The 21,506-nt window shown below is 73.4% G+C and carries 22 protein-coding genes; 6 read left to right on the top strand and 16 right to left on the bottom strand.

The features are described 5' to 3' along the window. Positions 1-37 precede the first annotated feature (37 nt). Positions 38-652: a sensor domain-containing protein gene (locus LV457_RS19050; protein WP_232173105.1), complete on the top strand. Its 615-nt coding sequence runs from the start codon at positions 38-40 to the stop codon at positions 650-652. On the opposite strand, the gene mnmA is transcribed toward LV457_RS19050, so the two are convergent. The 6 genes from mnmA to LV457_RS19020 all read right to left on the bottom strand — a co-directional run bounded on the left by mnmA (position 618) and on the right by LV457_RS19020 (position 6,542). Further along, positions 618-1,712, bottom strand: coding sequence for a tRNA 2-thiouridine(34) synthase MnmA (gene mnmA, locus LV457_RS19045; RefSeq protein ID WP_232173104.1), 1,095 nt, complete (start codon positions 1,710-1,712; stop codon positions 618-620). The two genes, LV457_RS19050 and mnmA, sit on opposite strands and share 35 nt — an antisense overlap. Beyond that, complete coding sequence (locus LV457_RS19040) at positions 1,712-2,908, bottom strand: cysteine desulfurase family protein (protein ID WP_232173103.1); 1,197 nt, start codon at positions 2,906-2,908, stop codon at positions 1,712-1,714. Before LV457_RS19040 ends, mnmA begins: the two co-directional genes overlap by 1 nt. A gap of 43 nt (positions 2,909-2,951) precedes the next feature. Continuing rightward, complete coding sequence (locus LV457_RS19035; RefSeq protein ID WP_232173102.1) at positions 2,952-3,773, bottom strand: 1-acyl-sn-glycerol-3-phosphate acyltransferase; 822 nt, start codon at positions 3,771-3,773, stop codon at positions 2,952-2,954. Beyond that, positions 3,770-4,606 carry a GNAT family N-acetyltransferase gene (locus LV457_RS19030; protein WP_232173101.1) on the bottom strand — a complete coding sequence of 279 codons (837 nt, stop codon included), beginning with the start codon at positions 4,604-4,606 and terminating at the stop codon, positions 3,770-3,772. Before LV457_RS19030 ends, LV457_RS19035 begins: the two co-directional genes overlap by 4 nt. 172 nt (positions 4,607-4,778) lie before the next feature. Beyond that, a complete protein-coding gene (locus LV457_RS19025) occupies positions 4,779-5,735 on the bottom strand; it encodes an electron transfer flavoprotein subunit alpha/FixB family protein (protein ID WP_232173100.1) in 957 nt (318 codons plus the stop codon). Between the two features lie 15 nt (positions 5,736-5,750). After that, the gene (locus tag LV457_RS19020; RefSeq protein WP_232173099.1) at positions 5,751-6,542 is read right to left on the bottom strand and encodes an electron transfer flavoprotein subunit beta/FixA family protein; all 792 of its coding nucleotides are present in this window, start codon (positions 6,540-6,542) and stop codon (positions 5,751-5,753) included. Positions 6,543-6,752: 210 nt separating this feature from the next. On the opposite strand from LV457_RS19020, the gene LV457_RS19015 reads away from it, so the two are divergent. The 3 genes from LV457_RS19015 to LV457_RS19005 all read left to right on the top strand — a co-directional run bounded on the left by LV457_RS19015 (position 6,753) and on the right by LV457_RS19005 (position 10,385). Further along, entirely contained in the window at positions 6,753-7,556 is an 804-nt protein-coding gene (locus LV457_RS19015; RefSeq protein ID WP_232173098.1) for a bifunctional 2-polyprenyl-6-hydroxyphenol methylase/3-demethylubiquinol 3-O-methyltransferase UbiG, read from the top strand. Continuing rightward, complete coding sequence (locus LV457_RS19010; RefSeq protein ID WP_232173097.1) at positions 7,553-9,073, top strand: glycoside hydrolase family 57 protein; 1,521 nt, start codon at positions 7,553-7,555, stop codon at positions 9,071-9,073. The genes LV457_RS19015 and LV457_RS19010 overlap by 4 nt, the downstream gene beginning before the upstream one ends. 79 nt (positions 9,074-9,152) lie before the next feature. After that, complete coding sequence (locus LV457_RS19005) at positions 9,153-10,385, top strand: glycosyltransferase family 4 protein (RefSeq protein ID WP_232173123.1); 1,233 nt, start codon at positions 9,153-9,155, stop codon at positions 10,383-10,385. Between the two features lie 66 nt (positions 10,386-10,451). Here LV457_RS19005 and LV457_RS19000 read toward each other — a convergent pair whose 3' ends face one another. Continuing rightward, entirely contained in the window at positions 10,452-11,189 is a 738-nt protein-coding gene (locus LV457_RS19000) for an acyltransferase (RefSeq protein WP_232173096.1), read from the bottom strand. 88 nt (positions 11,190-11,277) lie between these two features. Between LV457_RS19000 and LV457_RS18995 the strand changes: the two genes are divergently transcribed. Then, positions 11,278-12,579 carry a PQQ-binding-like beta-propeller repeat protein gene (locus tag LV457_RS18995; RefSeq protein WP_232173095.1) on the top strand — a complete coding sequence of 434 codons (1,302 nt, stop codon included), beginning with the start codon at positions 11,278-11,280 and terminating at the stop codon, positions 12,577-12,579. Between the two features lie 15 nt (positions 12,580-12,594). On the opposite strand, the gene LV457_RS18990 is transcribed toward LV457_RS18995, so the two are convergent. The 8 genes from LV457_RS18990 to LV457_RS18955 are packed head-to-tail and all read right to left on the bottom strand — an operon-like array spanning position 12,595 to position 18,767. Further along, complete coding sequence (locus LV457_RS18990) at positions 12,595-13,275, bottom strand: esterase (RefSeq protein ID WP_232173094.1); 681 nt, start codon at positions 13,273-13,275, stop codon at positions 12,595-12,597. 58 nt (positions 13,276-13,333) lie between these two features. Continuing rightward, positions 13,334-14,569, bottom strand: coding sequence for a class I SAM-dependent methyltransferase (locus tag LV457_RS18985; RefSeq protein WP_232173093.1), 1,236 nt, complete (start codon positions 14,567-14,569; stop codon positions 13,334-13,336). Then, complete coding sequence (locus LV457_RS18980) at positions 14,503-15,474, bottom strand: class I SAM-dependent methyltransferase (protein ID WP_232173092.1); 972 nt, start codon at positions 15,472-15,474, stop codon at positions 14,503-14,505. Before LV457_RS18980 ends, LV457_RS18985 begins: the two co-directional genes overlap by 67 nt. A gap of 9 nt (positions 15,475-15,483) precedes the next feature. Continuing rightward, positions 15,484-16,239, bottom strand: coding sequence for an enoyl-CoA hydratase (locus LV457_RS18975; protein WP_232173091.1), 756 nt, complete (start codon positions 16,237-16,239; stop codon positions 15,484-15,486). Beyond that, complete coding sequence (locus LV457_RS18970; RefSeq protein ID WP_232173090.1) at positions 16,236-17,105, bottom strand: NUDIX hydrolase; 870 nt, start codon at positions 17,103-17,105, stop codon at positions 16,236-16,238. Before LV457_RS18970 ends, LV457_RS18975 begins: the two co-directional genes overlap by 4 nt. Beyond that, on the bottom strand, positions 17,102-17,947 hold the full coding sequence (locus tag LV457_RS18965) for an ABC transporter ATP-binding protein (RefSeq protein WP_232173089.1): 846 nt from the start codon (positions 17,945-17,947) through the stop codon (positions 17,102-17,104). Before LV457_RS18965 ends, LV457_RS18970 begins: the two co-directional genes overlap by 4 nt. Then, positions 17,902-18,624: a YitT family protein gene (locus LV457_RS18960; protein ID WP_232173088.1), complete on the bottom strand. Its 723-nt coding sequence runs from the start codon at positions 18,622-18,624 to the stop codon at positions 17,902-17,904. The genes LV457_RS18965 and LV457_RS18960 overlap by 46 nt, the downstream gene beginning before the upstream one ends. Then, on the bottom strand, positions 18,621-18,767 hold the full coding sequence (locus LV457_RS18955) for a hypothetical protein (RefSeq protein ID WP_232173087.1): 147 nt from the start codon (positions 18,765-18,767) through the stop codon (positions 18,621-18,623). The genes LV457_RS18960 and LV457_RS18955 overlap by 4 nt, the downstream gene beginning before the upstream one ends. A gap of 62 nt (positions 18,768-18,829) precedes the next feature. Here LV457_RS18955 and LV457_RS18950 point away from each other — a divergent pair, with 62 nt between their 5' ends. After that, positions 18,830-20,272: a PLP-dependent aminotransferase family protein gene (locus LV457_RS18950; RefSeq protein WP_232173086.1), complete on the top strand. Its 1,443-nt coding sequence runs from the start codon at positions 18,830-18,832 to the stop codon at positions 20,270-20,272. Positions 20,273-20,279: 7 nt separating this feature from the next. Here the strand turns inward: LV457_RS18950 and serB are convergent, their stop codons facing one another. Continuing rightward, positions 20,280-21,506 carry a phosphoserine phosphatase SerB gene (gene serB / locus LV457_RS18945; RefSeq protein WP_232173085.1) on the bottom strand — a complete coding sequence of 409 codons (1,227 nt, stop codon included), beginning with the start codon at positions 21,504-21,506 and terminating at the stop codon, positions 20,280-20,282.

The raw sequence follows: 21,506 nt of genomic DNA, 5'->3' as shown, positions 1-21,506 counted from the left end.
GGCGGGCGGACAACCGGCTGGCAGGCAAGGAGGGCTCATGGTGACACGCGCGATGCGTGTAGTGGCGATCGGCGCCGTCGCGGCCGGCCTGACCGCGGCGTGCGGCGGTGGTGGTGGCGGCGGTGGTGGCGCCGAACACCAGGTGGACGTCGGGGGCGTGCTGCTGGACAAGGCCGAGCTGGCCCGGCTCACCGGCGCCGGCGACAAGCTCACCGAGTCGGGCGGCGAGGTGACCCAGCCCGCCGACGACGAGGACCACGCCAAGAGCCTTCCCGAGCCCTGCCAGTTCATCTACCGCGACACCGCGGCGTTCGGCACGGTCGCCCACTTCGCGTCGCGCCGCTACACCGTGGCCGACCCGCAGGCATTCGTCACCGAGACCGCCGCCGGCTACTCCGACGCCGACGCCGCGAGCACCGCCTTCGACGCGCTGGCGGACACGGTGAAGCGCTGCGGTGCCGATCCGTTCGCCCCGGTGCTGGTCGGCGAGCTGCGGGTGGAGGGCGAGTCGATCAGCAGCCGCACCCAGACCTGCGGCCGGTCCTACCGCCTGATCGCCAACGCCGTCGTGGCGTCCAGCAGCTGCGGGTTCGCCGCGGAGACGGCCGATCAGGTGGTCAGCCGGCTGGCGGAGAAGGCCGGCGAGCACTAGCGATGGTCGCGCCGGCGATCACCTCGTCGCCGGCGGGGTCGGGCCGGTAGAGCACCACGGTCTGCCCGGCGGCGACGCCCCGCACCGGTGACCGCAGCGCGATCTGCAGCGTGGCGCCGTCGTACTGCGCGACCGCATCGGCGATCCCGCCGTGGGCGCGCACCTGCGCCACGCATTCCACCGGACCGTCGAACGGCTGTCCCGCGGGGAACACCGGGGACTCGCCGGTCAGCGCGGTGACGTCGAGGTCCTCCGCGGCGCCGACGTGCACGGTCGCGGTGTCCGGGTCGATGGCGGTGACGTAGCGGGGCCGGCCGTCGGGCCCGGGGCCGGCGATGCCGAGGCCCTTGCGCTGGCCGATGGTGAAGCCGTGGACGCCGGCGTGCTCGGCGAGCACCTGCCCGCCGCGGTCGACCACGGCACCGGGCCGCACGCCGATCCGCGCACCCAGAAAGGCCCGGGTGTCCCCCGACGGGATGAAGCAAATGTCGTGGCTGTCGGGTTTGTCGGCGACCGCCAGCCCGCGCGCCGCGGCCTCGGCGCGGATCTGCGCCTTGGGGGAGTCGCCCACCGGGAACACCGCGTGGCGCAGCTGCTCGGCGGTGAGCACCGCCAGCACGTACGACTGGTCCTTGTCGGCGTCGACGGCGCGCCGCAGCCGACCGTCGCGCAGCCGCGCGTAGTGGCCGGTGGCGACGGCGTCGAAGCCCAGCGCGAGCGCCCGGTCGGCCAGCGCCGCGAACTTGATCCGCTGATTGCACTGCACGCACGGGTTGGGCGTGCGGCCGGCCGCGTACTGCGCCACGAAGTCGTCGACCACGTCGGCGGCGAACCGGTCGGCGAAGTCCCACACGTAGAACGGGATGCCGAGGATGTCGGCGACGCGGCGGGCATCGCCGGCGTCCTCCTTCGAGCAGCAGCCGCGGGCGCCGGTGCGCAGCGTGCCGGGCGACGCCGACAGCGCCAGGTGGACACCGACGACGTCGTGGCCGGCGTCGACCAGGCGCGCCGCGGCCACCGACGAGTCGACGCCACCGCTCATCGCCGCCAGGATGCGCATCAGCTTCGGGCTCCCGCACTGGCCAGCGCCGCGTCGCGGGCCCGCGCCACCGCCCCGGGCAGCACGTCGAGCACGGCATCCACGTCGGCCGCGGTGCTGGTGTGGCCGAGGGACAACCGCAGCGAGCCGCGCGCGTCCACCGGGTCGGCGCCCATCGCCAGCAGCACGTGGGAGGCCTGCGCGACGCCGGCGGTGCAGGCCGAGCCCGTCGAGCACTCGATGCCGTTGGCGTCGAGCAGCATCAGCAGCGAGTCGCCCTCGCAGCCGCGGAACGTGAAGTGCGCGTTGCCGGGCAGCCGGTGAGCGCCCGCCGCGCCGTTGACGTAGGTGTCGGGGATGCGCGCGAGGACCTCGGCGACGAGACGGTCGCGCAAGGCCTGGACGCGGGCGCTGTGGGCGGCGACACCGTCCACCGCGATGCGGGCCGCGACCGCCATCGCCACCACGGCCGCGACGTCCGCGGTGCCGGACCGCACGTCGCGTTCCTGCCCGCCGCCGTGCAGCAGCGGCACGCAGGCCGTGTCGCGCCGCAGCAGCAGGGCGCCCACGCCGGTGGGCCCGCCGAACTTGTGGGCGGCCACGCTCATCGCCGACAACCCGCTCTCGGCGAAGCTCACCGGCAGCTGGCCGACCACCTGCACCGCGTCGGAGTGCATCGGCACCCCGAACTCGGCGGCGACGGCGGCGAGGTCGTGGATCGGCAGGATGGTGCCGATCTCGTTGTTGGCCCACATCGCGGTGACCAGGGCAATGTCGTCGTGCGCCTGCAGCACCTCGCGCAGGGCGGCCGGCGAGACCGCGCCGTCGGGGCCGGACGGCAGCCAGGTGATCTCGGCGCCCTCGTGCTCGGCCAGCCACTCGACCGAATCGAGGACGGCGTGGTGCTCGATCGCCGTGGACACGATGCGCCGCCGCGCGGGATCGGCGTCGCGACGGGCCCAGTAGATGCCCTTCACCGCCAGGTTGTCGCTGTCGGTGCCGCCGGCGGTGAAGACGACCTCCGAGGGCCGCGCTCCCAGCGCCGACGCCACGGTCTCGCGGGACTCCTCGACGCGCCGGCGGGCGGTGCGACCCGCGGTGTGCAGCGACGAGGCGTTGCCGGCCGTCGCGAGCACTGCCGTCATCGCCTCGATGGCCGCGGGGAACATCGGGGTGTTGGCGGCGTGATCGAGGTACGCGCGAGGCCGGGAGGACATAGACCGCCCAGTTTAGCCCTCGCGGTGGTCGCGGCCGGGCCTGCTAGGCGGCGACCGCGGAGCCGGTGACGCGCCGGCTCGCGACGGGTCCGCGGACTTCGCGTTGGCAGCGCGCCGCGAGGTTCCGGCGGTCGGCGCCGGGCAGCTGCAGCGACGCCACCTCCAGCTCGGCGACCGTGCGGCCGGCGCGGATGGTGCGCAGCACCGACCGCAGCAGCGTGTCGTCGCCGACGAACGCCGGGACCGTCGACGCGGCGCCGGCCCCGTCGCGGTAGGCCAGCCGCAGCGGCTGCACCGGCCGGCCGGCGTCGATTGCGGCCTGGAACATCGCGGGCGCAAAGGTGCCGCGGCTGCGGCCGCACCAGGTGGTGCCCTCCGGGAACGCGACGACGGTGCGCCCGGCGCCCAGCCGGGCCGCGACGGCGGTCACGACGGCGGGCAGGCCGCGCAGGCTGGCCCGGTCGATGGGGATGACGCCGGTGCGGCGGGCCAGCGCGCCCAGCGCCGGCCAGGTCAACAGGTCGGCGCGGGCGACGAACGTGCCGGGCATCACCGCGGCGATCACGACCGCGTCGACCCATGACACGTGGTCGCTCACCACCAGCACCCCGGCCACGTTGCGCACCGGTCCGCCGGTGACGGCCACCCGGATGCCGAGGCAGCGCAGCAGCGCCCGGCACAGCGCGCGCTGCAGCGCGGGCCGGCCCGGCACCGGAACGACGAGCAGCGCGAACGCCGACAGCACGGCCAGCAGCGCCGGGAACCGCAGCGCCACGCGCAGTGCGCCGAGACCCCGCCGCGCGGCGGCGTCCGGCAGGCAGGCCGCGGAGCAGCCGGAGTGGGGCAGCCAGGCGTGGGTGGTCACCGCGCCGACTCCGGGGCCGGCCCGGCCGCTCGGGCCGCGGACCGCAGCCTGCGCAGATAGCGGACGTCGGCGCGGCGCTTGTCCAGCAGCGCCGGGAAGTCCCCGACGCCGAACGCGGGGTCGTGGGCGGGTTCGCCGCAGATGCCGGCGCCCAGGCGCAGGTAGCCGCGCAGCAGCGGCGGGACGGCCACCCGGGCGGGTGCGGGCAGCTCGTCGAGAAGTCGACCGTCGACGACCACCGGCCGGTACGGGTGGACGGTGAACTCCGGGGGCGCCGCGTGCCGGCGTCGCACCACGTCGCGCACCCCACGCAGCAGGGCGCCGGGCGGCTGGCCGCCGTCCGCGACGGGCACCGAGACGCAGCCGGTGACGTGATCGTATCCGCAGCGGTCGAGGTAGGCGAGGATTCCCGACCACATCAGCAGCACCACGGCCCCGTTGCGGTGTGCAGGGTGCACCACCGCGCGGCCCATCTCGACGAGCGAGGGCCGCAGCGGGTCGAGCGCCGAGATCTCGAACTCGGTGGCCAGGTACAGCGAGCCGGCGGCGATCGCGGCGGGCGGCGGCAGCATCCGGTAGCAGCCGACGACGGCGTCCGAGGTGTCGTCGCGCACCAGCAGGTGGTCGCAGAACTCGTCGAAGCGGTCGGCGTCGAGCCCGTCGGCCGCGCCGTCGCCGGAGAAGGCGTAACCGGGTTCGGCGGCGAAGACGTCGTGGCGCAGCCGCTGCGCGGCCTCGATCAGCGCGGGGTCGGTGGACAGCAGCAGGGTGTAGCGGGGCGCGGTGGTGGAGGTGGGGTGGTCGGCGGGAATGAGGACAGCTGCACTGCTCATGGCCCGACGGTCGCGGATCCGCCCGGCCGGACGGCATCGCCGGCGTGACGCGTCCGTGCACGTCAGGTGACGAATGTCCGCGCGCACCGCGGTGTCGTCGGGAGTTCACCGGCGGCACACCAGGAAGCCCCCGTCCGCGGGCGGCGGACGGGGGCTCCTCGGTGTGGTTCGCTCAGCCCTTGCGGCTCTTGACCGCCTCGGTGAGCTGCGGGGTCACCTTGAACAGGTCGCCCACGACGCCGTAGTCGGCGATCTCGAAGATCGGCGCCTCTTCGTCCTTGTTGACGGCGACGATGGTCTTCGAGGTCTGCATGCCGGCGCGGTGCTGGATTGCGCCGGAGATACCGAGCGCGATGTAGAGCTGCGGCGACACGGTCTTGCCGGTCTGGCCCACCTGGAACTGGCCCGGGTAGTAGCCGGAGTCGACCGCGGCGCGCGAGGCGCCCACGGCACCGCCGAGCGAGTCGGCGAGCTCCTCGACCACGCGGAAGTTCTCGGCGCTGCCCACGCCGCGGCCGCCGGCCACGACGACGCTGGCCTCGGTGAGCTCCGGCCGGTCGCCGGCGACGGCCGGCTCGCGCGAGATCACCTTGGTGGCGTTCTCGCCCTGCTCGGGCACCTCGACCTTGACGACCTCGCCGGCGCCCTCGACCGGCTCGGCGTCCACCGAACCGGCGCGCAGCGTGATCACCGCGACCTCGCCGGTGGACTGGGCGTCGACGGTGAACGCGCCACCGAAGATGCTGTGGACGCCCACTCCACCTTCTTTGACACCGACCACGTCGGTCAGCACGCCCGAGCCGATCCGGGCCGCGAGGCGCCCGGCGATCTCTTTGCCGTCGGCGTTGGCCGCCAGCAGCACCGCGGCGGGGCTGGCGGACTCGGCGAGCGAGGCCAGCACATCCAACGGCGGGGTGATCAGGTACTGGTCGACGATGTCGGACTCGGCGACGTAGATCTTCTCCGCCCCGTTGGCCTTCAGGTCGGCGATCAGCGGTTCGGCGGTGCCCGGCGCACCGACGACGACGGCCGACGGCTCGCCCAGGGTGCGGGCGGCGGTCAGCATCTCGGCGGTGACCTTCTTGATGGCGCCGTCGGCGTGCTCGACGAGTACGAGTACTTCAGCCATGAGTTCTGCCTTCTCCTAGATGAGCTTCTGCGACACCAGGTACTGGGCGATCTGGCTGCCGCCCTCACCTTCGTCGGTGATCTTCTCGCCGGCCGTCTTCGGCGGCTTTGGGGTGGCGGCGAGCACCTTGGTGCCGGCGTTCTCCAGTCCGACCTCGTCGGCCTCGACCCCGATGTCGGCCAGCGTGAGCGTCGTGACTTCCTTCTTCTTGGCGGCCATGATGCCCTTGAAGGACGGGAAGCGCGGCTCGTTGATCTTCTCGTTGACGCTCACCACGGCGGGCAGCGGGGCCTCGACGGTGAACACGCCGTCGTCGGTTTCCCGCTCGCCGATGACCTTGCCGTCGGAGACGGTCAGCTTGCGCAGGTGGGTCAGCTGCGGCAGGCCCAGGTACTCGGCGATGATCGCCGGGACCGCGCCGCCGGCGCCGTCGGTGGCCTCGTTGCCGGCGATGACGAGCTCGGTGCCCTCGATCTGGCCCAGCGCGCGGGCGAGCGCCCAGCCGGTCTGCACCATGTCGGAGCCGTGCAGCTTGTCGTCGAGCAGGTGTACGGCCTTGTCGGCGCCCATGGACAGCGCCTTGCGGATGGCCTCGGTGGCGCGCTGGGGACCGGCGGTCAGGACGGTGACCGTGGAGTCGCCGCCTTCCTTCTCCTTGATCAGCAGGGCCTCTTCGACGGCGCGCTCGTTGATCTCGTCGAGAACGGCGTCGGCGGCTTCACGGTCGAGGGTCCAGTCACCTTCGGAGAGCTTGCGCTCCGACCAGGTGTCCGGGACCTGCTTGATCAGGACCACGATGTTCGTCATTGGTCTGGTTCGTCCTCCTGAAGTGATCCTGTGGCCAGCCGGCCGCAGGACATGCATGGGTCGCATTCGCAACCACTGCGCGCCGATGTTACTCGCCGGTAACTTGCAGCGGTTCCGTCAAACACCATAGCGGAGCGATTTCCGACGTTTGCCCTGCCCATACCGGGCGCGGCAGCCGCCGGGCCGCCCGTCGGGTTAGCCTGCCAACCGATGAGCGCACAGATCACCGGCGGCGGCGCGCCGGGCGAAGGAACTCCAGACACGCTCGCCCTCACCGGCGAGCGCACGATTCCCGGTCTCGACGTGGAGAACTACTGGTTCCGCCGCCACGAGGTGGTCTACCGCCGGCTGCTCGCCCACTGCGTGGGCCGCGACGTGTTGGAGGCCGGCTGCGGTGAGGGTTATGGGGCCGACGCCATCGCGGCGGTGGCCCGCTCGGTGGTCGCCGTCGACTACGACGCCACCACCGTCGAGCACGTCCGCCGCCGGTATCCCCGGGTGGAGGTACGCCACGGCAACCTCGCCGCTCTGCCGCTTGCCGACGGCTCGGTGGACGTCGTCGTCAACTTCCAGGTGATCGAGCACCTGTGGGACCAGCCGCAGTTCGTCGGCGAGTGCGCCCGGGTGCTGCGGCCCGGCGGCTTGCTGCTGATGTCGACGCCCAACCGCATCACCTTCTCCCCCGGCAGCGACACCCCGCTCAACCCGTTCCACACCCGCGAGCTGAACGCCCGCGAGCTCACCGACCTGCTGACCGACGCCGGCTTCAGCGTCGAAGGGGTCTACGGGGTCTTTCACGGCAGCCGGCTCCGCGAGCTCGACGCCCGCCACGGCGGCTCGCTGATCGACGCCCAGATCGCCCGCGCCGTCGCCGACGCGCCGTGGCCGGCGGACCTGCTCGCCGACGTGGCGTCGGTGACGGCCGACGACTTCGACCTGCTCGAGACCGGCGGACCCGACAACTCCGAGATCGATGCCAGCCTGGACCTGGTGGCGATCGCGGTGCGCCCATGACGACCGCTTCGCCCGGCATGTTCACGCTGGTGCTGCACACGCACCTGCCGTGGCTGGCTCACCACGGCCGCTGGCCCGTCGGCGAGGAGTGGCTCTACCAGTCGTGGTCGGCGTCCTACCTGCCGCTGCTGCGCGTGCTGCGCGAGCTCGCGGACGAGGGCCGGCAGCACTTGCTGACGCTGGGCGTCACGCCGGTGGTCGCGGCCCAGCTCGACGACCCATACTGCCTCGACGGCATGCACCAGTGGCTGGGCAATTGGCAGCTGCGGGCGCTGGAGGCCACCACGACGGTCATGGGCGAGCCGTTGCGTGCGTTCGGCCGCCGCGAGTTCGCCGAGGCGGGTGCGGCGCTCGCCGACTTCGAGCAGCACTGGCGGCACGGCGCGTCGCCGCTGCTGCGCTCGCTCGTCGACGCCGGCACGGTGGAGCTCTTGGGAGGTCCGCTCGCCCACCCCTTCCAGCCGCTGCTCAACCCGCGGTTGCGGGAGTTCGCGCTGCGCGAGGGCCTGGCCGACGCCGCGGGCCGGTTCGCGCACGTGCCCGCGGGCATCTGGGCGCCCGAATGCGCCTACGCGCCGGGCATGGAGCACGACTACGCCGCCGCCGGGGTACGCCACTTCATGGTCGACGGGCCGTCGCTGCACGGCGACACCGCGCTCGGACGCCCGGTGACCGACAGCGGTGTGGTGGCGTTCGGCCGCGACCTGCAGGTCAGCTACCGGGTGTGGTCGCCGAAGTCGGGCTATCCCGGCCACGCCGCCTACCGGGACTTCCACACGTTCGACCACCACACCGGCCTCAAGGCGTCGCGGGTCACCGGCCGCAACGTGCCGTCGGACGAGAAGGCGCCCTACGACCCGCAGCGCGCGCACCGTGCCGTCGACGCGCACGTCGCCGATTTCGTCGACGTCGTCCGCCGCCGGCTGGCCGACGAGTCGGCGCGCATCGGCCGGCCCGCGCACGTCATCGCGGCGTTCGACACCGAGCTGTTCGGCCACTGGTGGTACGAGGGCCCGCGGTGGCTGCGCAGCGTGCTGCGGGCCCTGCCCGAGGCCGGCGTGCGGGTCGGCACGTTCGCCGACGCGGCGGCCGCGGGTTTCGTCGGCGAGCCGGTCCAATTGCCGCCCAGCAGTTGGGGTTCGGGCAAGGACTGGCAGGTGTGGTCCGGTGAGCAGGTCGCCGACCTGGTGGCGCTGAACGCCGAGGTCGTCGACACCGCGCTGGCGACCGTCGATAAGGCGCTGGAGCAGACCGGCGCGCCGCGAGCCCGCGACCGGGTGGCCGACCAGATCCTGCGCGAGACGCTGCTCACGGTGTCCAGCGACTGGCCGTTCATGGTGAGTAAGGACTCGGCGGCCGACTATGCGCGCTACCGGGCGCATCTGCACGCCCATGCCACGCGGGAGATCGCGGCGGCGCTCGCGTCGGGCCGCCGCGACCAGGCCGTGCGGCTCGCCGACGGCTGGAACCGCGCCGACGGCCTCTTCGGCGCCCTGGACGCCCGCCGCCTCCCGTGACCCGTCTGCGCGAGCGTGCGTGTCTGTACGCCGCCACGCCGCGATGGCCGTACCGCGGCGCACGCTCGCCGAGGACGAGATGAGGGTCCTGCTCGTCTCGTGGGAGTACCCGCCGGTCGTCATCGGCGGGCTGGGCCGCCACGTGCACCACCTCGCGACCGAGCTGGCCGCTGCCGGGCATGACGTGTGCGTGCTGAGCCGTCGGCCCACCGGCACCGATCCGGCGACGCATCCCACCACCGACACCCGCCGCGAGGGCGTGCGGGTGGTGGCCGCGGCCGAGGATCCGCACGCGTTCACCTTCTCCGACGACCTGATGGCCTGGACGCTGGCGATGGGGCACGCGATGGTCCGCGCCGCGCTGGCGGCGGCCTTTCGCCCGGACGTCGTGCACGCCCACGACTGGCTGGTGGCGCACCCCGCGCTCACCCTGGCCGAATTCCACGGCGTTCCACTGGTTTCCACCCTGCACGCCACCGAGGCCGGCCGGCACGCGGGCTGGATCTCCGGCGCGGTGAGCCGGCAGGTGCACGCCCTCGAATCGTGGCTGGCCCGCAGCTCGGACGCGCTGATCGCATGCTCGCAGTCGATGCGCGCCGAGATCGCCGACCTGTTCGGCCCGGACCTGCCGCGCGTCACCGTCATCCCCAACGGAATCGACGTCGCCGGTTGGCCGTTCGCGCTCCGGCGGCCGCGCACCGGGCCCGCCCGGCTGCTGTTCGTCGGTCGGCTCGAGTACGAGAAGGGCGTGCACGACGCCATTGCGGCGCTGGCGCAGGTGCGCCGCACCCATCCCGGGACCACGCTGACGATCGCCGGTGCGGGCACGCAACGCGACTGGCTCGTCGACAAGGCGCGAAAACACAAGGTACACAGCAGCGTTCGCTTCGTCGGCCAACTCGACCAGCCGGCGCTGCTGGCGGCGCTGCATTCCCACGACGGCGCCGTGCTGCCCAGTTTCTACGAGCCCTTCGGCATCGTCGCACTCGAGGCGGCTGCGGCCGGCTGCCCGCTGGTGGTGTCGGACGTCGGCGGGCTGGGCGAGGCGGTGGTGCACGGCCACACCGGACTGTGCGCTCCCCCCAAGGACATCGGCGCGCTCGCCGCGGCCATCCGGGAGCTGCTCGACGACCCGGACGCCGCGCAGCAACGGGCCGTCGCCGCCCGCGACCGGCTCACCGCGGAGTTCGCCTGGCCCTCCGTCGCGCAGCGCACCGCCGAGGTGTACGGATCAGCCAAACGCCTTGTGCGCGAACCTCTCTCGCGACGCCCGATACCCGAGCAGGCGCTGCCGCCACGCCACGGTCGATGAGCTGACCGTACCGCTCGGCCGGTCCGAGCTGCGCGAGAGGCGCCGAGCGCACCACGGCTCAGCGACTCAGCGAGACGCCTTCTTCCGCTCGATGTCGGCGAGCGCGGCCGCCAGCTCGGCGCGCTGCGCCGCCGACGTCTCCCACGCCAGCTTGCGGTTCTTGACGACCTTCGCCGGCGCCCCGACCGCGATCGAGTAGTCCGGCACCACGCCCTTGACCACCGCGTGCGCGCCGAGCACGCAGCCGCGCCCGACGCTGGTGTTGCGCAGCACCGTCACCTTCGTCGACACCCAGGTGTCCGGGCCGATCCGCACCGGGCTCTTGACGATGCCCTGGTCCTTGATCGGCACGTTGATGTCGTCCATCCGGTGATCGAAGTCGCAGACGTAGCACCAGTCGCTCATCAGCACCGAATCGCCGAGCTCGATGTCGAGGTAGCCGTTGATGACGTTGTCCTTGCCGAGCACGACCTTGTCGCCGATCCGCACCGAACCCTCATGGGCCCGAATGGAATTGCCGTCGCCGAGGTGCACCCAGCGGCCGATCTCGAGCTGCGCCAGCTCAGGGGTGGCGTGGATCTCGACGTTGCGGCCGAGGAACACCATGCCGCGGGTGATGATGTGCGGGTTGGCGAGCTTGAACTTCAGCAGCCGCCAGTAGCGGATCAGGTACCACGGGGTGAACGCCCGGTTGGTGAGCACCCACTTGAGCGAGGCCATGGTGAGGAATCGCGCCTGCCGGGGATCGCGCAGCCGGGAGCCGCGCCAGCGCTTGTGGATCGGTGCACCCCACATGGTCGTCATGGCCGACCAGCCTACGCGGGGCGCCGGCGGCACCGCGTTAGTCTCGTGGCGTCGCCGGCCGCCGATCGAGCCCGGAGAAAGGACGCGAGTGTTCCGCCAGACGACGCGCGGGCTGGTGAAACTGACGGCCGCGATCTCCGCCGCCGCGTTCGTGGTCGCCGGCTGCGGGAACACCGACGACTGGGTCGACGCCAAGGCCGCCGAGGGCTGGGCCGCGCAGTACGCCGACGCCGCGAACAGCGGCTACACCGCCACCGCGGGCGCCGAGGCGTTGGTGTTGCAGTGGACCCGCGAGGTCAAGGGCAGCCTGTTCGCCAGCCCGGCGCTCGGCGTCGACGGATACCTCGCCCTCAACGGCCAGACCGCGGCCGGCTGTTCGCTCATGGTGTGGGAGAACGACAACAACGGCCGGCAGCGGTGGTGCACTCGGCTGGTGCTCGGCGGGGGCTTCGCGAGCCCGCTCTTCGACGGCTTCGACAACCTCTACGTCGGCCAGCCCGGCTACCTGCTGTCGTTCCCGCCGACGCAGTGGATCCGCTGGCGCAAGCCGGTCATCGGCATGCCGCTGACCCCCCGCTTCGTGGCCGGCGACCGGCTGCTCGTCGTCACCCACCTCGGGCAGGTACTGATCTTCGACGCCCACCGCGGCACGGTCGACGGCGCCCCGTTGGACCTGGTGGCCGGGGTCAACCCGCGGGAACCCGAACGCGGACTCGACGCCTGCCAGTCCGCCGGCCCGGGCTGCCCGGTGGCCGCCGCGCCGGCCTACTCCGCAGCCACCGGCATCGCGGTGCTCAGCGTGTGGCAGCCCGGCGCCCGCACCCCGGTGCTCGTCGGGCTGCGCTACGCCGCCGACCAGCAACCGGTGCTGTCACAGCTCTGGACCAGCGAGGCCGTCGCGTCCGGTCCGGTCAACAGCCCGGTGATGGCCGCTGACGGCAAGACCGCCTACGTGACCGCTCGTGACGGCCGGCTGTGGGCCATCGACACCGCCACCGGCGAGGCCCGCTGGTCCGTGGACCCGGGCTTCGACCCGCAGTTCCCGCCGTCGGTGTCGCCGGACGGGCTGCTGCTGGTCGGCGGGGCGAGCGCGGGCGCGAAGCTCGTCGCGCTGCGCGACCGCGGTGACCACGCCGACGAGCAGTGGCGCCACGACGACGTCGCGCCGCTCACCGCCGTCAGCCAGGCGGGCGGCGCCGCCGCCTACTCGGTGGTGGGCGACGGCCCGAACGGGTTGGCGCTGCTGGTCGTGGATCCGGCCGACGGCTCGACCCGCGCGCGCCTGCCGATGCCACGGGCGACGGGCTGGCCGGTCGGGGTGGCGGTGGCGAACGACCGGCGGGTGGTCGCCGCGACCAGCGACGGCCAGGTGTTCAGCTTCGGCCCGTGAGACGGCGCCGCGAAGTCAGCGGGCCAGCGGCGGCAGCTCCGCGCGCGGTACCGCCACGCTGACGGCGCCGGCCGCCGAGGGCAGGAACTCGCCCTGGCCGAAGAACAGGATCAGCGCGTCGTCGGTGACGGCGAAGTTCTGGTAGTGCGCCGGATCGAGGCCGTCCTCGGGGTCGATCGCGACGGGCTGGCTGAGTTGGCGGTCGACTTCGCGCTGCACGGCGCGCAGCACCGCCGGCATCGGCTGCGCGCCGGGCGCCCAGAGCTGCTCGAAGCTCAGCGGCGCCTTGGCCGCCGTGTCGTAGTTGAACGACTTGTACCAGGTCAGCGGGTGCGCCGCGCCGACGTTCTGGTAGACCTCGAACACCACGCTGCGGATCCGGCCCGAGCGGTAGTCGCGGGTGGTGATATCCAGCTCGTAGGGCATCCTCGACGCCGACGGGCCGTCCGCGACGTTGACGAACCCGTCGCGGGTCTCGCGCACATACGCGGTCAGCGCCGCCTCGTCGGGATAGTCCAGCGGGTAGCTGGCGGAGAAGCCGTAGGCGGCGGTGTGGGTGTCGATGCGGCAGGTGCCGCCGTCGACGACGCCGCCCAGGTCGCCGCACGGTGGCTGCGCGGACGCCGGTGCGGTGAGCCCGCCCAGCGTGAGCAGCGCCGTCGCCGCGGCCGCGCTGAACAGGGCGGATGTGCGCATCATGCGATCCTCGGGGGCCGGACGGAACGGAGCCGCCAGGATACCTGCGCGACGGCCGTCACCGGGACGGCCGGCAGAGAAACGCGGTGGCGCGGGCAGCGGCACCCGCTCCGATGCGGGTGAGCACCACGGTCAGCGCGGCCGACCCCCGCACCCGCAGCCGCGGGCGCAGCGCCGCCGGGTCGACATCGACGCCCCGCACCAGGATCTCGACCGCCCCGCAGTCCCGGGCCGCCAGCGCCTGGCGCAGTCGCTTCTCGCTGTAGGCGAGCTCGTCGAGCACCTCGAAGCCGCGCACGCCGGCCGGTAACCGGTCGCCGGACAAGTAGGCGATGTGCGGGTCGAGCTGCCACAGGCCGTGGCGGGCGCCGTAGTGCCGGACCAGTCCGGCCCGCACCACCGCACCGTCGGGGTCGACGATCCAGCGTCCGGCCGCCGCGACGCCGCAGTCGTCGGGATCGCGGTCGGTGAGGTGTTCGACGACCCGGTCGCCGGCGAGCACCGTGGCCCGGCGCCGCACCCCCTCGCCGGCGAGCCCGCCCGACCACAGGCAGGCCTCGCGCACGTCGCCGTCGAGCGACGTGACCTCCACCTCGCCGGAGAAACCGAGGTCGGCGAGCCGGTCGAAATCCAGCCCGGGCGCACACTTCACCGCCAGGTCGGCGCCGCGATAGCGGTCGAGGAGCGCGTCGAGCGGCGGCGCGTAGCCGCGCGGATCGACACTGCGGCGGCCCCGGGTGCGGCGGGCCGGATCGGCGACGACGGCGGTGTCGCGGCTGACCGGTCGCAGCGCGTCGGCGCGGCACAGCTGCGCACCCGGAACGTTGTGGCGGGCCATCGCGAGCCGCACGGGGTCGAGGTCGCTGCCGAGCAGCACGGTGGCGTGGTCGCGCAGCGCGGCGAGGTCCGCGCCCACCGAACAGGTGACGTCGTGCACCGCGCGGCCGCCGAGCCGGGCGGCGCGGTGGCGGGCCACCGCGGCGGGCGTCGCCTGCTGCAGCGCCTCGTCGGTGAAGAGCCACCCCGCAGCGCCGGGCAGTTTCGCGATCGCCCGACGGCGCAGCAGCGTCGTCTCCACCAGCGCGGGCGCGCGGTCGCCGTGGCGACGCCGGATCTCCGCGACATCGGCGATCCGGGAGGCGGCGGTCAGTGGCTGGCGCGACACCGCCGCCAGGGCGTCCGCACCCGCCGGCGAGGCGAGATAGCGGACGTCGTCGAGCGTGAAGGTCAGGACGGTTTGACCCCGGTGACCATCACGTTGTAGAACCAGCCCTTCGGCACGACGCGGCGCCACACGGTGGCGTCGACCCACGACAGCGTCGTCCAGCTGTTGAACGCGAACTTCGCCCAGCCCCACCCCAACCGGCCCGGGGGCACCGACGCCTCGAAGGTGCGGATGGGCCAGCCGAGCATCGCGGCGGTGAACTCTTCGCTGGCGGTCTCGACGTCGACGGCGCCGGCGCCCCGCGCCATCCGCTCCAGCTCGGCCGGATCGAAGGTGTGCAGGTCCACCACCGCCTCCAGCGCCGCGGCGCGCGACGACTCGTCGAGCTCCTCCTGCGGCCGCCGCCAGCCCTGCAGTCCGGGCAGCCGGGTGACGTTGGTGGCGACGCGCCAGGTCAGCGTCGACAGCGTGCGCGCATAGGTGTTGCCGACGGTCGTCGGTTCGCCGGCGAAGACGAACCGGCCGCCCGGCTTGAGTACCCGCACGACCTCGCGCAGCGACAGCTCCACGTCGGGGATGTGATGGAGCACCGCGTGGCCGACGACGAGGTCGAACGTGTCGTCGTCGTACGGGATGCCCTCGGCGTCGGCGACCCGGCCGTCGATGTCGAGGCCCAGCGACCGGCCGTTGCGGGTGGCCACCTTCACCATGCCCGGCGACAGGTCGGTCACCGAGCCGCGGCGGGCCACCCCCGCCTGGATCAGGTTGAGCAGGAAGAAACCGGTGCCGCAACCGAGTTCGAGGGCGCGGTCGTAGGGCAGGTCGCGCTGCACCCGCTCGGGAACGATCGCGTCGAAGCGGCCGCGGGCGTAGTCGATGCAGCGCTGGTCGTAGGAGATCGACCACTTGTCGTCGTAGGTTTCGGCTTCCCAGTCGTGATACAGCACCTGCGCGAGCTTGCTGTCGTGCCGCGCGGCTTCGACCTGCTCGGCCGTGGCGTGCGGGTTGGGCGCCGGTTCCGAAGTGGTGGTCATGACCGCAGCCTAACGGCCGTCGGCGGCGGTTCCGAACCGCCCGCAGGCCTCGCCGAAGGCAGCGATGTAGCCGCGTCGCTCGGCGTCCAGCGCGTCGGACGGTGCTGCATCGACCGCCGCGGTGATGGCCGCCTTCGCCGCGGCGACACTGCGCCGGGGCAGCCCGACGAACCGCGCGGCGCGCTCGGCGGCGGCGTCGAACACGCCGTCGGGCGCCACCATCTCGTCGATCAGCCCCAGCCGCAGCGCTTCGGGGCCGTCGAGAAACCGGCCGGACAGCACCAGGTCCTTGGCGGCGGCCGCACCGACGGCGGCCGTCAGCCGCCGGCTGGTGCCACCCGTGGGCACCAGGCCTGCGAGGATCTCGGTGCTGCCGACCCGGACGTTGTCGCCGCACACGCGCCAGTCGGCGGCCAACGCCACCCCCAGGCCGGCGCCGAGCGCGTATCCGGTGACCGCGGCGACGGTCGGCTGGGCGATCGCGGCGACCGCCGCCAGGGCCCGTTCGCGCAGCGCCGCGCCGGCGGCGGCCTCGTCGACCGACAGGGTGCGCAGCTCGTCGAGGTCGTCACCGGCGCAGAACACCTCGTGGCCGCCGAACAGCACGACGGCGTCGATGTCCTCGCGGCGGCTCACCTCGGCGGCGACCTCCGCGAGTTCGCGGTACACCTGGCGGGTGAGGGTGTTGCGGGGCGGTCGGTGCAGCAGCACGGTGGCCACGCCGGGCCGGTCGTCGGCGACGTGGACGGAGACGAACTCGGTCACCGCGCGGCGGCTCCCGTGCTCGCGGGTCCGCCCGCGTCGCCGTAGCCCTGCGGTGCGCGGCGGTTGCGGGCCGCGTTGTAGCGCTCGCTGTCGAAGAACTCGATCTCCCAGTTTCCGGTCACCGCGTCCGCGGCCAGGTGCGGTTCGACGGGCACGATGTGCCGTTCGACGGCGAGCACCTCGGCGACGGTGTGGCCGGCGAGCGAGTCGAGCTGGGTCCAGGTCGGCGGCAACAGGAACGACCGGCCGGCGGCGAAGTCGTCGAGCGCGGCCTCCGGCGTCACCCAGCCCGCCTGGTCGGTCTCGGTGTTCTCGCCGTCGGCGCGCTGGCCCTCGAGCAGCGCCGCGACGAAGAAGTAGGTGTCGTAGCGGCGGGTGCGCTCCTCCTTGGGCGTCACCCAGTTCGCCCACGGCCGCAGCAGGTCGGCCCGCAGCACCAGGTTCTCCCGCCGCAGGAATTCGCCGAACGACAGCGATCGGTCGGCCAGCGCCGCGCGTTCGGCGGCGTATTTCGAGGCGTCGTCGACGATGCCGTCCGGATCGTCGGGCGATCCGGCGAACAGCACACCGGACTCCTCGAACGTCTCGCGGGCGGCGGCGCACACCAGCGCCCCCGCGAGGTCGACGTCGACGCCGAACCGCTCGGCCCACCAGGCCGGTTCGGGCCCCGCCCAGGCGACGCCGGCGTCCCGGTCGCGGTCGTCGACCCCGCCACCGGGGAACACCATGACGCCGGCGACGAACTCCATCGCCGCGTGGCGGCGCATCAGGAACACCTCGATGTTCTTCCGGGTCCCTGCCGCGGACCGGATGAGCATCACCGTGGCCGCCGGCCGGGTCGGCAGCGGTTCGTCGTCGTCGCTCATGCCCGCCTCCGGTGTGCGGCCCGGGCGCGCGCCCGCCGCGCGAAGTACCGCCCGTCGATGACGTCCAGCGCGATGTTCTGCCCGAACGCCTGCGACAGGTTGTCGGCCGTCAGCACGTCGGGCAGCAGCCCGGCCGCGACGACCGTGCCCTCGCTGAGCACCAGCGCATGGCTGAAGCCTGGCGGGATCTCCTCGACGTGGTGGGTGACGAGCACCATGGCCGGGGCGTCGGGATCGGCGGCCAGATCGGCGAGCCGCGCCACCAGCTCCTCGCGGCCCCCGAGGTCCAGCCCGGCGGCGGGCTCGTCGAGCAGCAGCAGTTCGGGATCGGTCATCAGCGACCGGGCGATCAGCACCCGCTTGCGTTCGCCCTCGGACAGCGTGCCGTAGACGCGCTCGGCCAGGTGCTCGGCCCCGACGCTCTCCAGCATGTCGACGGCCCGGTGGTAGTCGACGTCCTCGTAGCGTTCGCGCCACCGCCCGAGCACCGCGTAGCCGGCGGACACCACCAGGTCGCGGACCACCTCGTTGTCCGGGATGCGCTGCGAGAGCGCCGAACTGGACAGGCCGACCCGGCTGCGGAGTTCCGACATGTCGACCCGGCCCAGCCGTTCGCCCAGCACGTACGCCCGGCCCGACGACGGGTGCTCCATGGCGGCCGCGATCCGCAGCAGCGATGTCTTGCCGGCGCCGTTGGGGCCGATCACCACCCATCGTTCGTCCAGCTCGACCTGCCACGACACCGGCCCCACCAGCACCCGACCGCCGCGGCGCAGCGACACGTTGCGGAAGTCGATCAGCAGGTCGGGGTCTGGTGCGTCGTCGTCGCCGGTTGCGGGCACCCGCTCATCGTAGCCACCGGGTCAGGCGCCGCCCGCCGTCGGCGACGCCGGGCGCGGGCGCCCCGGGACACGGTCGCCCAGCCGCTTGCGGCGAGCCAGCGCCGCGGCGTCAGCCGGATGAACAGCTGCACCAGCGGGCCGATGCCGAGCGCGTACACCACGGTGCCGATCCCCACGGTGCCGCCCAAAAGCCATCCGGCGGTGAGCACCGCGACCTCGATGCCAGTGCGCACCACGCGCACCGACCAGCCGGTCCGCCGGACCAGACCCGTCATCAGCCCGTCGCGCGGCCCGGGTCCGAGCCCGGCGCCCACGTAGAGCACCGTCGACGCCGCGTTCAGGACCACCCCGCCGACCATCACGGCGCTGCGCAGCGGCAGCCCCGTCGGCGTCGGCAGCAGCCAGAGCGCGGCGTCGACGGTCACCGCGATGACGACGACGTTCGCCACGGTTCCGACGCCGGGCCGGTTGCGCAGGGGGATCCAGGCCAGCAGCACCGCCACGCCGACGACGGCCGACGCCACGCCGATGGACATGGGCGTCCGCAGCGCCAGCCCCTGGTGCAAGACGTCCCACGGGTCGAGGCCGAGACCGGCCTCGACCATCATCGCCATGGAGACGCCGTAGCCGACGAGGCCGACGAGCAGCGCCGACCCCCGCCCAGCGGCCCGCCTCACGCGTGGTCCGGGAACCGCGCCCGGATGGCGTCGAGTTCGCTGCGGACGCGGCGGCCGTCCGCGTCGGCGTCGAAGTCGTCGAAGAACGCCGAGCCGGCGCTGGACATCAGCCCGCGGATGCGAGATAGCCAGTTGTAGTTCATGGTCTCATCGTTCCCGCATGTGGCCTTGCCATCAATAGCCAGTTGGCGCAGACTGGCCGGCAATGACGAGCTATCTGGACATCCGGCACGTCGAAGTGGACACCTTGGTTCGCGCGTTGGGCAACTGGCGGACGGCGGCGGCCGCCGGCCCGGTGTACCGCGGGCTCGCCGACGCCCTGCGGCTGCTGATCGTCGACGGCCGGATTCCGGTGGGCGCCCGGCTGCCCAGCGAACGGGCGCTCGCCGACGGCCTGCGGGTGTCGCGCACCACCGTCACCGCCGCGTATGCGCAGCTGCGCGACGAGGGCTATCTCCACGCCCGCCGCGGCGCGCGGAGCACCACGATGCTGCCGGTCGGCCCGGCACCCGCCGCGCCCGCCGCACCCGCGACGGTGAACCTCGCCGCGGCGGCCATGTCCGCCTCCCCCGCGGTGGCCGAGGCGTTCGCCGACGCGCTGCGCGCGCTCCCTGCCCACCTTGACGGTCCCGGACACGAGCTGGCCGGCGTCCCGGTGCTGCGGGAGGCGATCGCCCGTCGCTACGACGCGCGCGGGCTGCCGACCGATCCCGACGAGGTGCTGGTGACGACCGGCGCCCTGCAGGCCATCGGGCTGATCGTCCGCATGTACACGACGCCCGGTGACCAGGTGCTCGTCGAGCAGCCGACCTACCACGGCGCGCTCGCGGCGATCGCCGCGTCGGGCGCCCGGGCGGTGCCGGTGCCCATGACTGACGACGGGTGGGATCTGGACGCCATGTATGCCACGATCCGGCAGGTCGCGCCCGCACTGGCCTACCTGATTCCCGACAACCAGAACCCCACCGGCGTGACGATGCCCGCGCCGGACCGCGAGCGCCTCGGCGAGATCGTGGCCGCCACCCGCACGCCCACCGTCGTCGACGAGACGATGACCGACATGTGGCTCACCGATCCGGTGCCGGCGCCCGTCGCCGCGGCCGGGCGTCGCCACGACCTGATGCTCACCGTCGGGTCGATGTCGAAATCGTTCTGGGGCGGTCTGCGGATCGGCTGGATCCGCGGTGAGCGCAGCACCGTCGCCACCCTCGCGGCGCTGCGCCCGTCGGTGGACATGGGCACGCCGATCGTCGAGCAGCTGGCCGCCGCGCGGCTGCTGGCCGTCGCCGACGACGTGCTGCCCGACCGTCGCGCCCTGCTGCGCCGGCGCCGCGATCTGCTGCTGTCGCTGCTGGCGACCCACCTCCCGCAGTGGCGGCCGGTCGCCGGCGGGGTGACGGGCGGCATGTCGCTGTGGTTGCGGCTGCCCGCGCCGAACAGCTCGGCGCTCTCGGCGGCGGCGTCACGGCTCGGCCTGGAGATCCCGCCGGGCCCACGGTTCGGCGTGGACGGCACCCTCGAACGCTTCATCCGGGTGCCCTACACGCTGCCCGAACCGCAGCTGACCGAGGCGGTCGAACTGCTCGCGCACGCCTGGCGCACCGTCACCGGATCGTGTGGGCCGCAGGGCCGCACCCTGGTGGTCTGACGGGCGCTCAGTCGGGGATGTCGACGCGCCGGTAGGTGCCGTCGCTGGCGTCGGCCGCCTCGATCTCGGCGCGGGTGACCCCGAGGATGAACAGCACGGTGTCCAGGTATGGGTGACTCAGCGACGCGTCGGCCACCTCCCGCAGCGCGGGCTTGGCGTTGAAGGCCACGCCCAGGCCCGCGGCGGTCAGCATGTCGATGTCGTTGGCACCGTCGCCGACGGCCACCGTCTGCTCCATCGGCACCCCGGCCCGGTGCGCGAAGTCCCGCAGCGCCTTGGCTTTTCCGGGACGGTCGACGATCTGCCCGACGACCCGGCCGGTCAACCTGCCGTCGACGATCTCCAGCTCGTTGGCCGCGACGAAGTCGAGCATCAGCTCGCGCGCCAGCGGCTCGATCACCTGCCGGAACCCGCCGGACACCACGCCGCACTGGAAGCCGAGGCGCCGCAGCGTGCGCAGGGTGGTCCGCGCCCCGGGCGTCAGCTCGAGCTCTTCGGCGACCTCGTCGAGCACCGTGGCCGGCAGCCCCGCCAGCGTCGCCACCCGTTGCCGCAGCGACTCGGCGAAGTCGAGTTCGCCGCGCATCGCCGCCTCGGTGATGGCGGCGACCTCGTCCCCCGCACCGACCCGGTGAGCCAGCATCTCGATGACCTCGCCCTGGATCAGCGTCGAGTCCACGTCGAACACGATGAGCCGTTTGGCGCGCCGCGCCAGGCTGTACCGCTCGACCGCCAGGTCGACCCGCTCCTCGGTGGCCACCGCGGCCAGCGCCGTGGCCATCGACGTCTCGGCCTCCGCCGGCGCCGACACCCCGAGCTCGAGTCCGGTCACCGGATAGTCCGAGATCCCACGGATGAAGTCGATGTTGACGCCCAGCTTCGCCAGCTCCCGCGACAGCGCCGAGAACGCCGAGGCCGTCACCGGCCGGCCCAGCACCACGATGGTGTGCGTCGACGGCACTCGGATGATCGGCGTGTCACCGAACGGCTCGATCGACACCTGCAGGCCGACCCCGTGGATCGCGGCCTCGACGTCGCGTCGCAGCGACCCGGTGGCGGCCGCCGGATCGCAGGCGACCAGCACGCCCAGCGTCAACCGGTTGCGGACGACGACCTGTTCGACGTTCAGCAGTTCCACCCGGTGGCGGGACAGCACCTCGAACAGCGCCGAGGTCACGCCTGGCTGGTCGACCCCCGTGACGGTGATGAGGACCGAGACCTTCGCGGCGGGCAC

The sequence above is a fragment of the Mycobacterium sp. MYCO198283 genome (assembly GCF_021213805.1).
Taxonomy (GTDB): Bacteria; Actinomycetota; Actinomycetes; order Mycobacteriales; family Mycobacteriaceae; genus Mycobacterium.
This window is presented reverse-complemented; position numbering and strand designations above follow the sequence as displayed.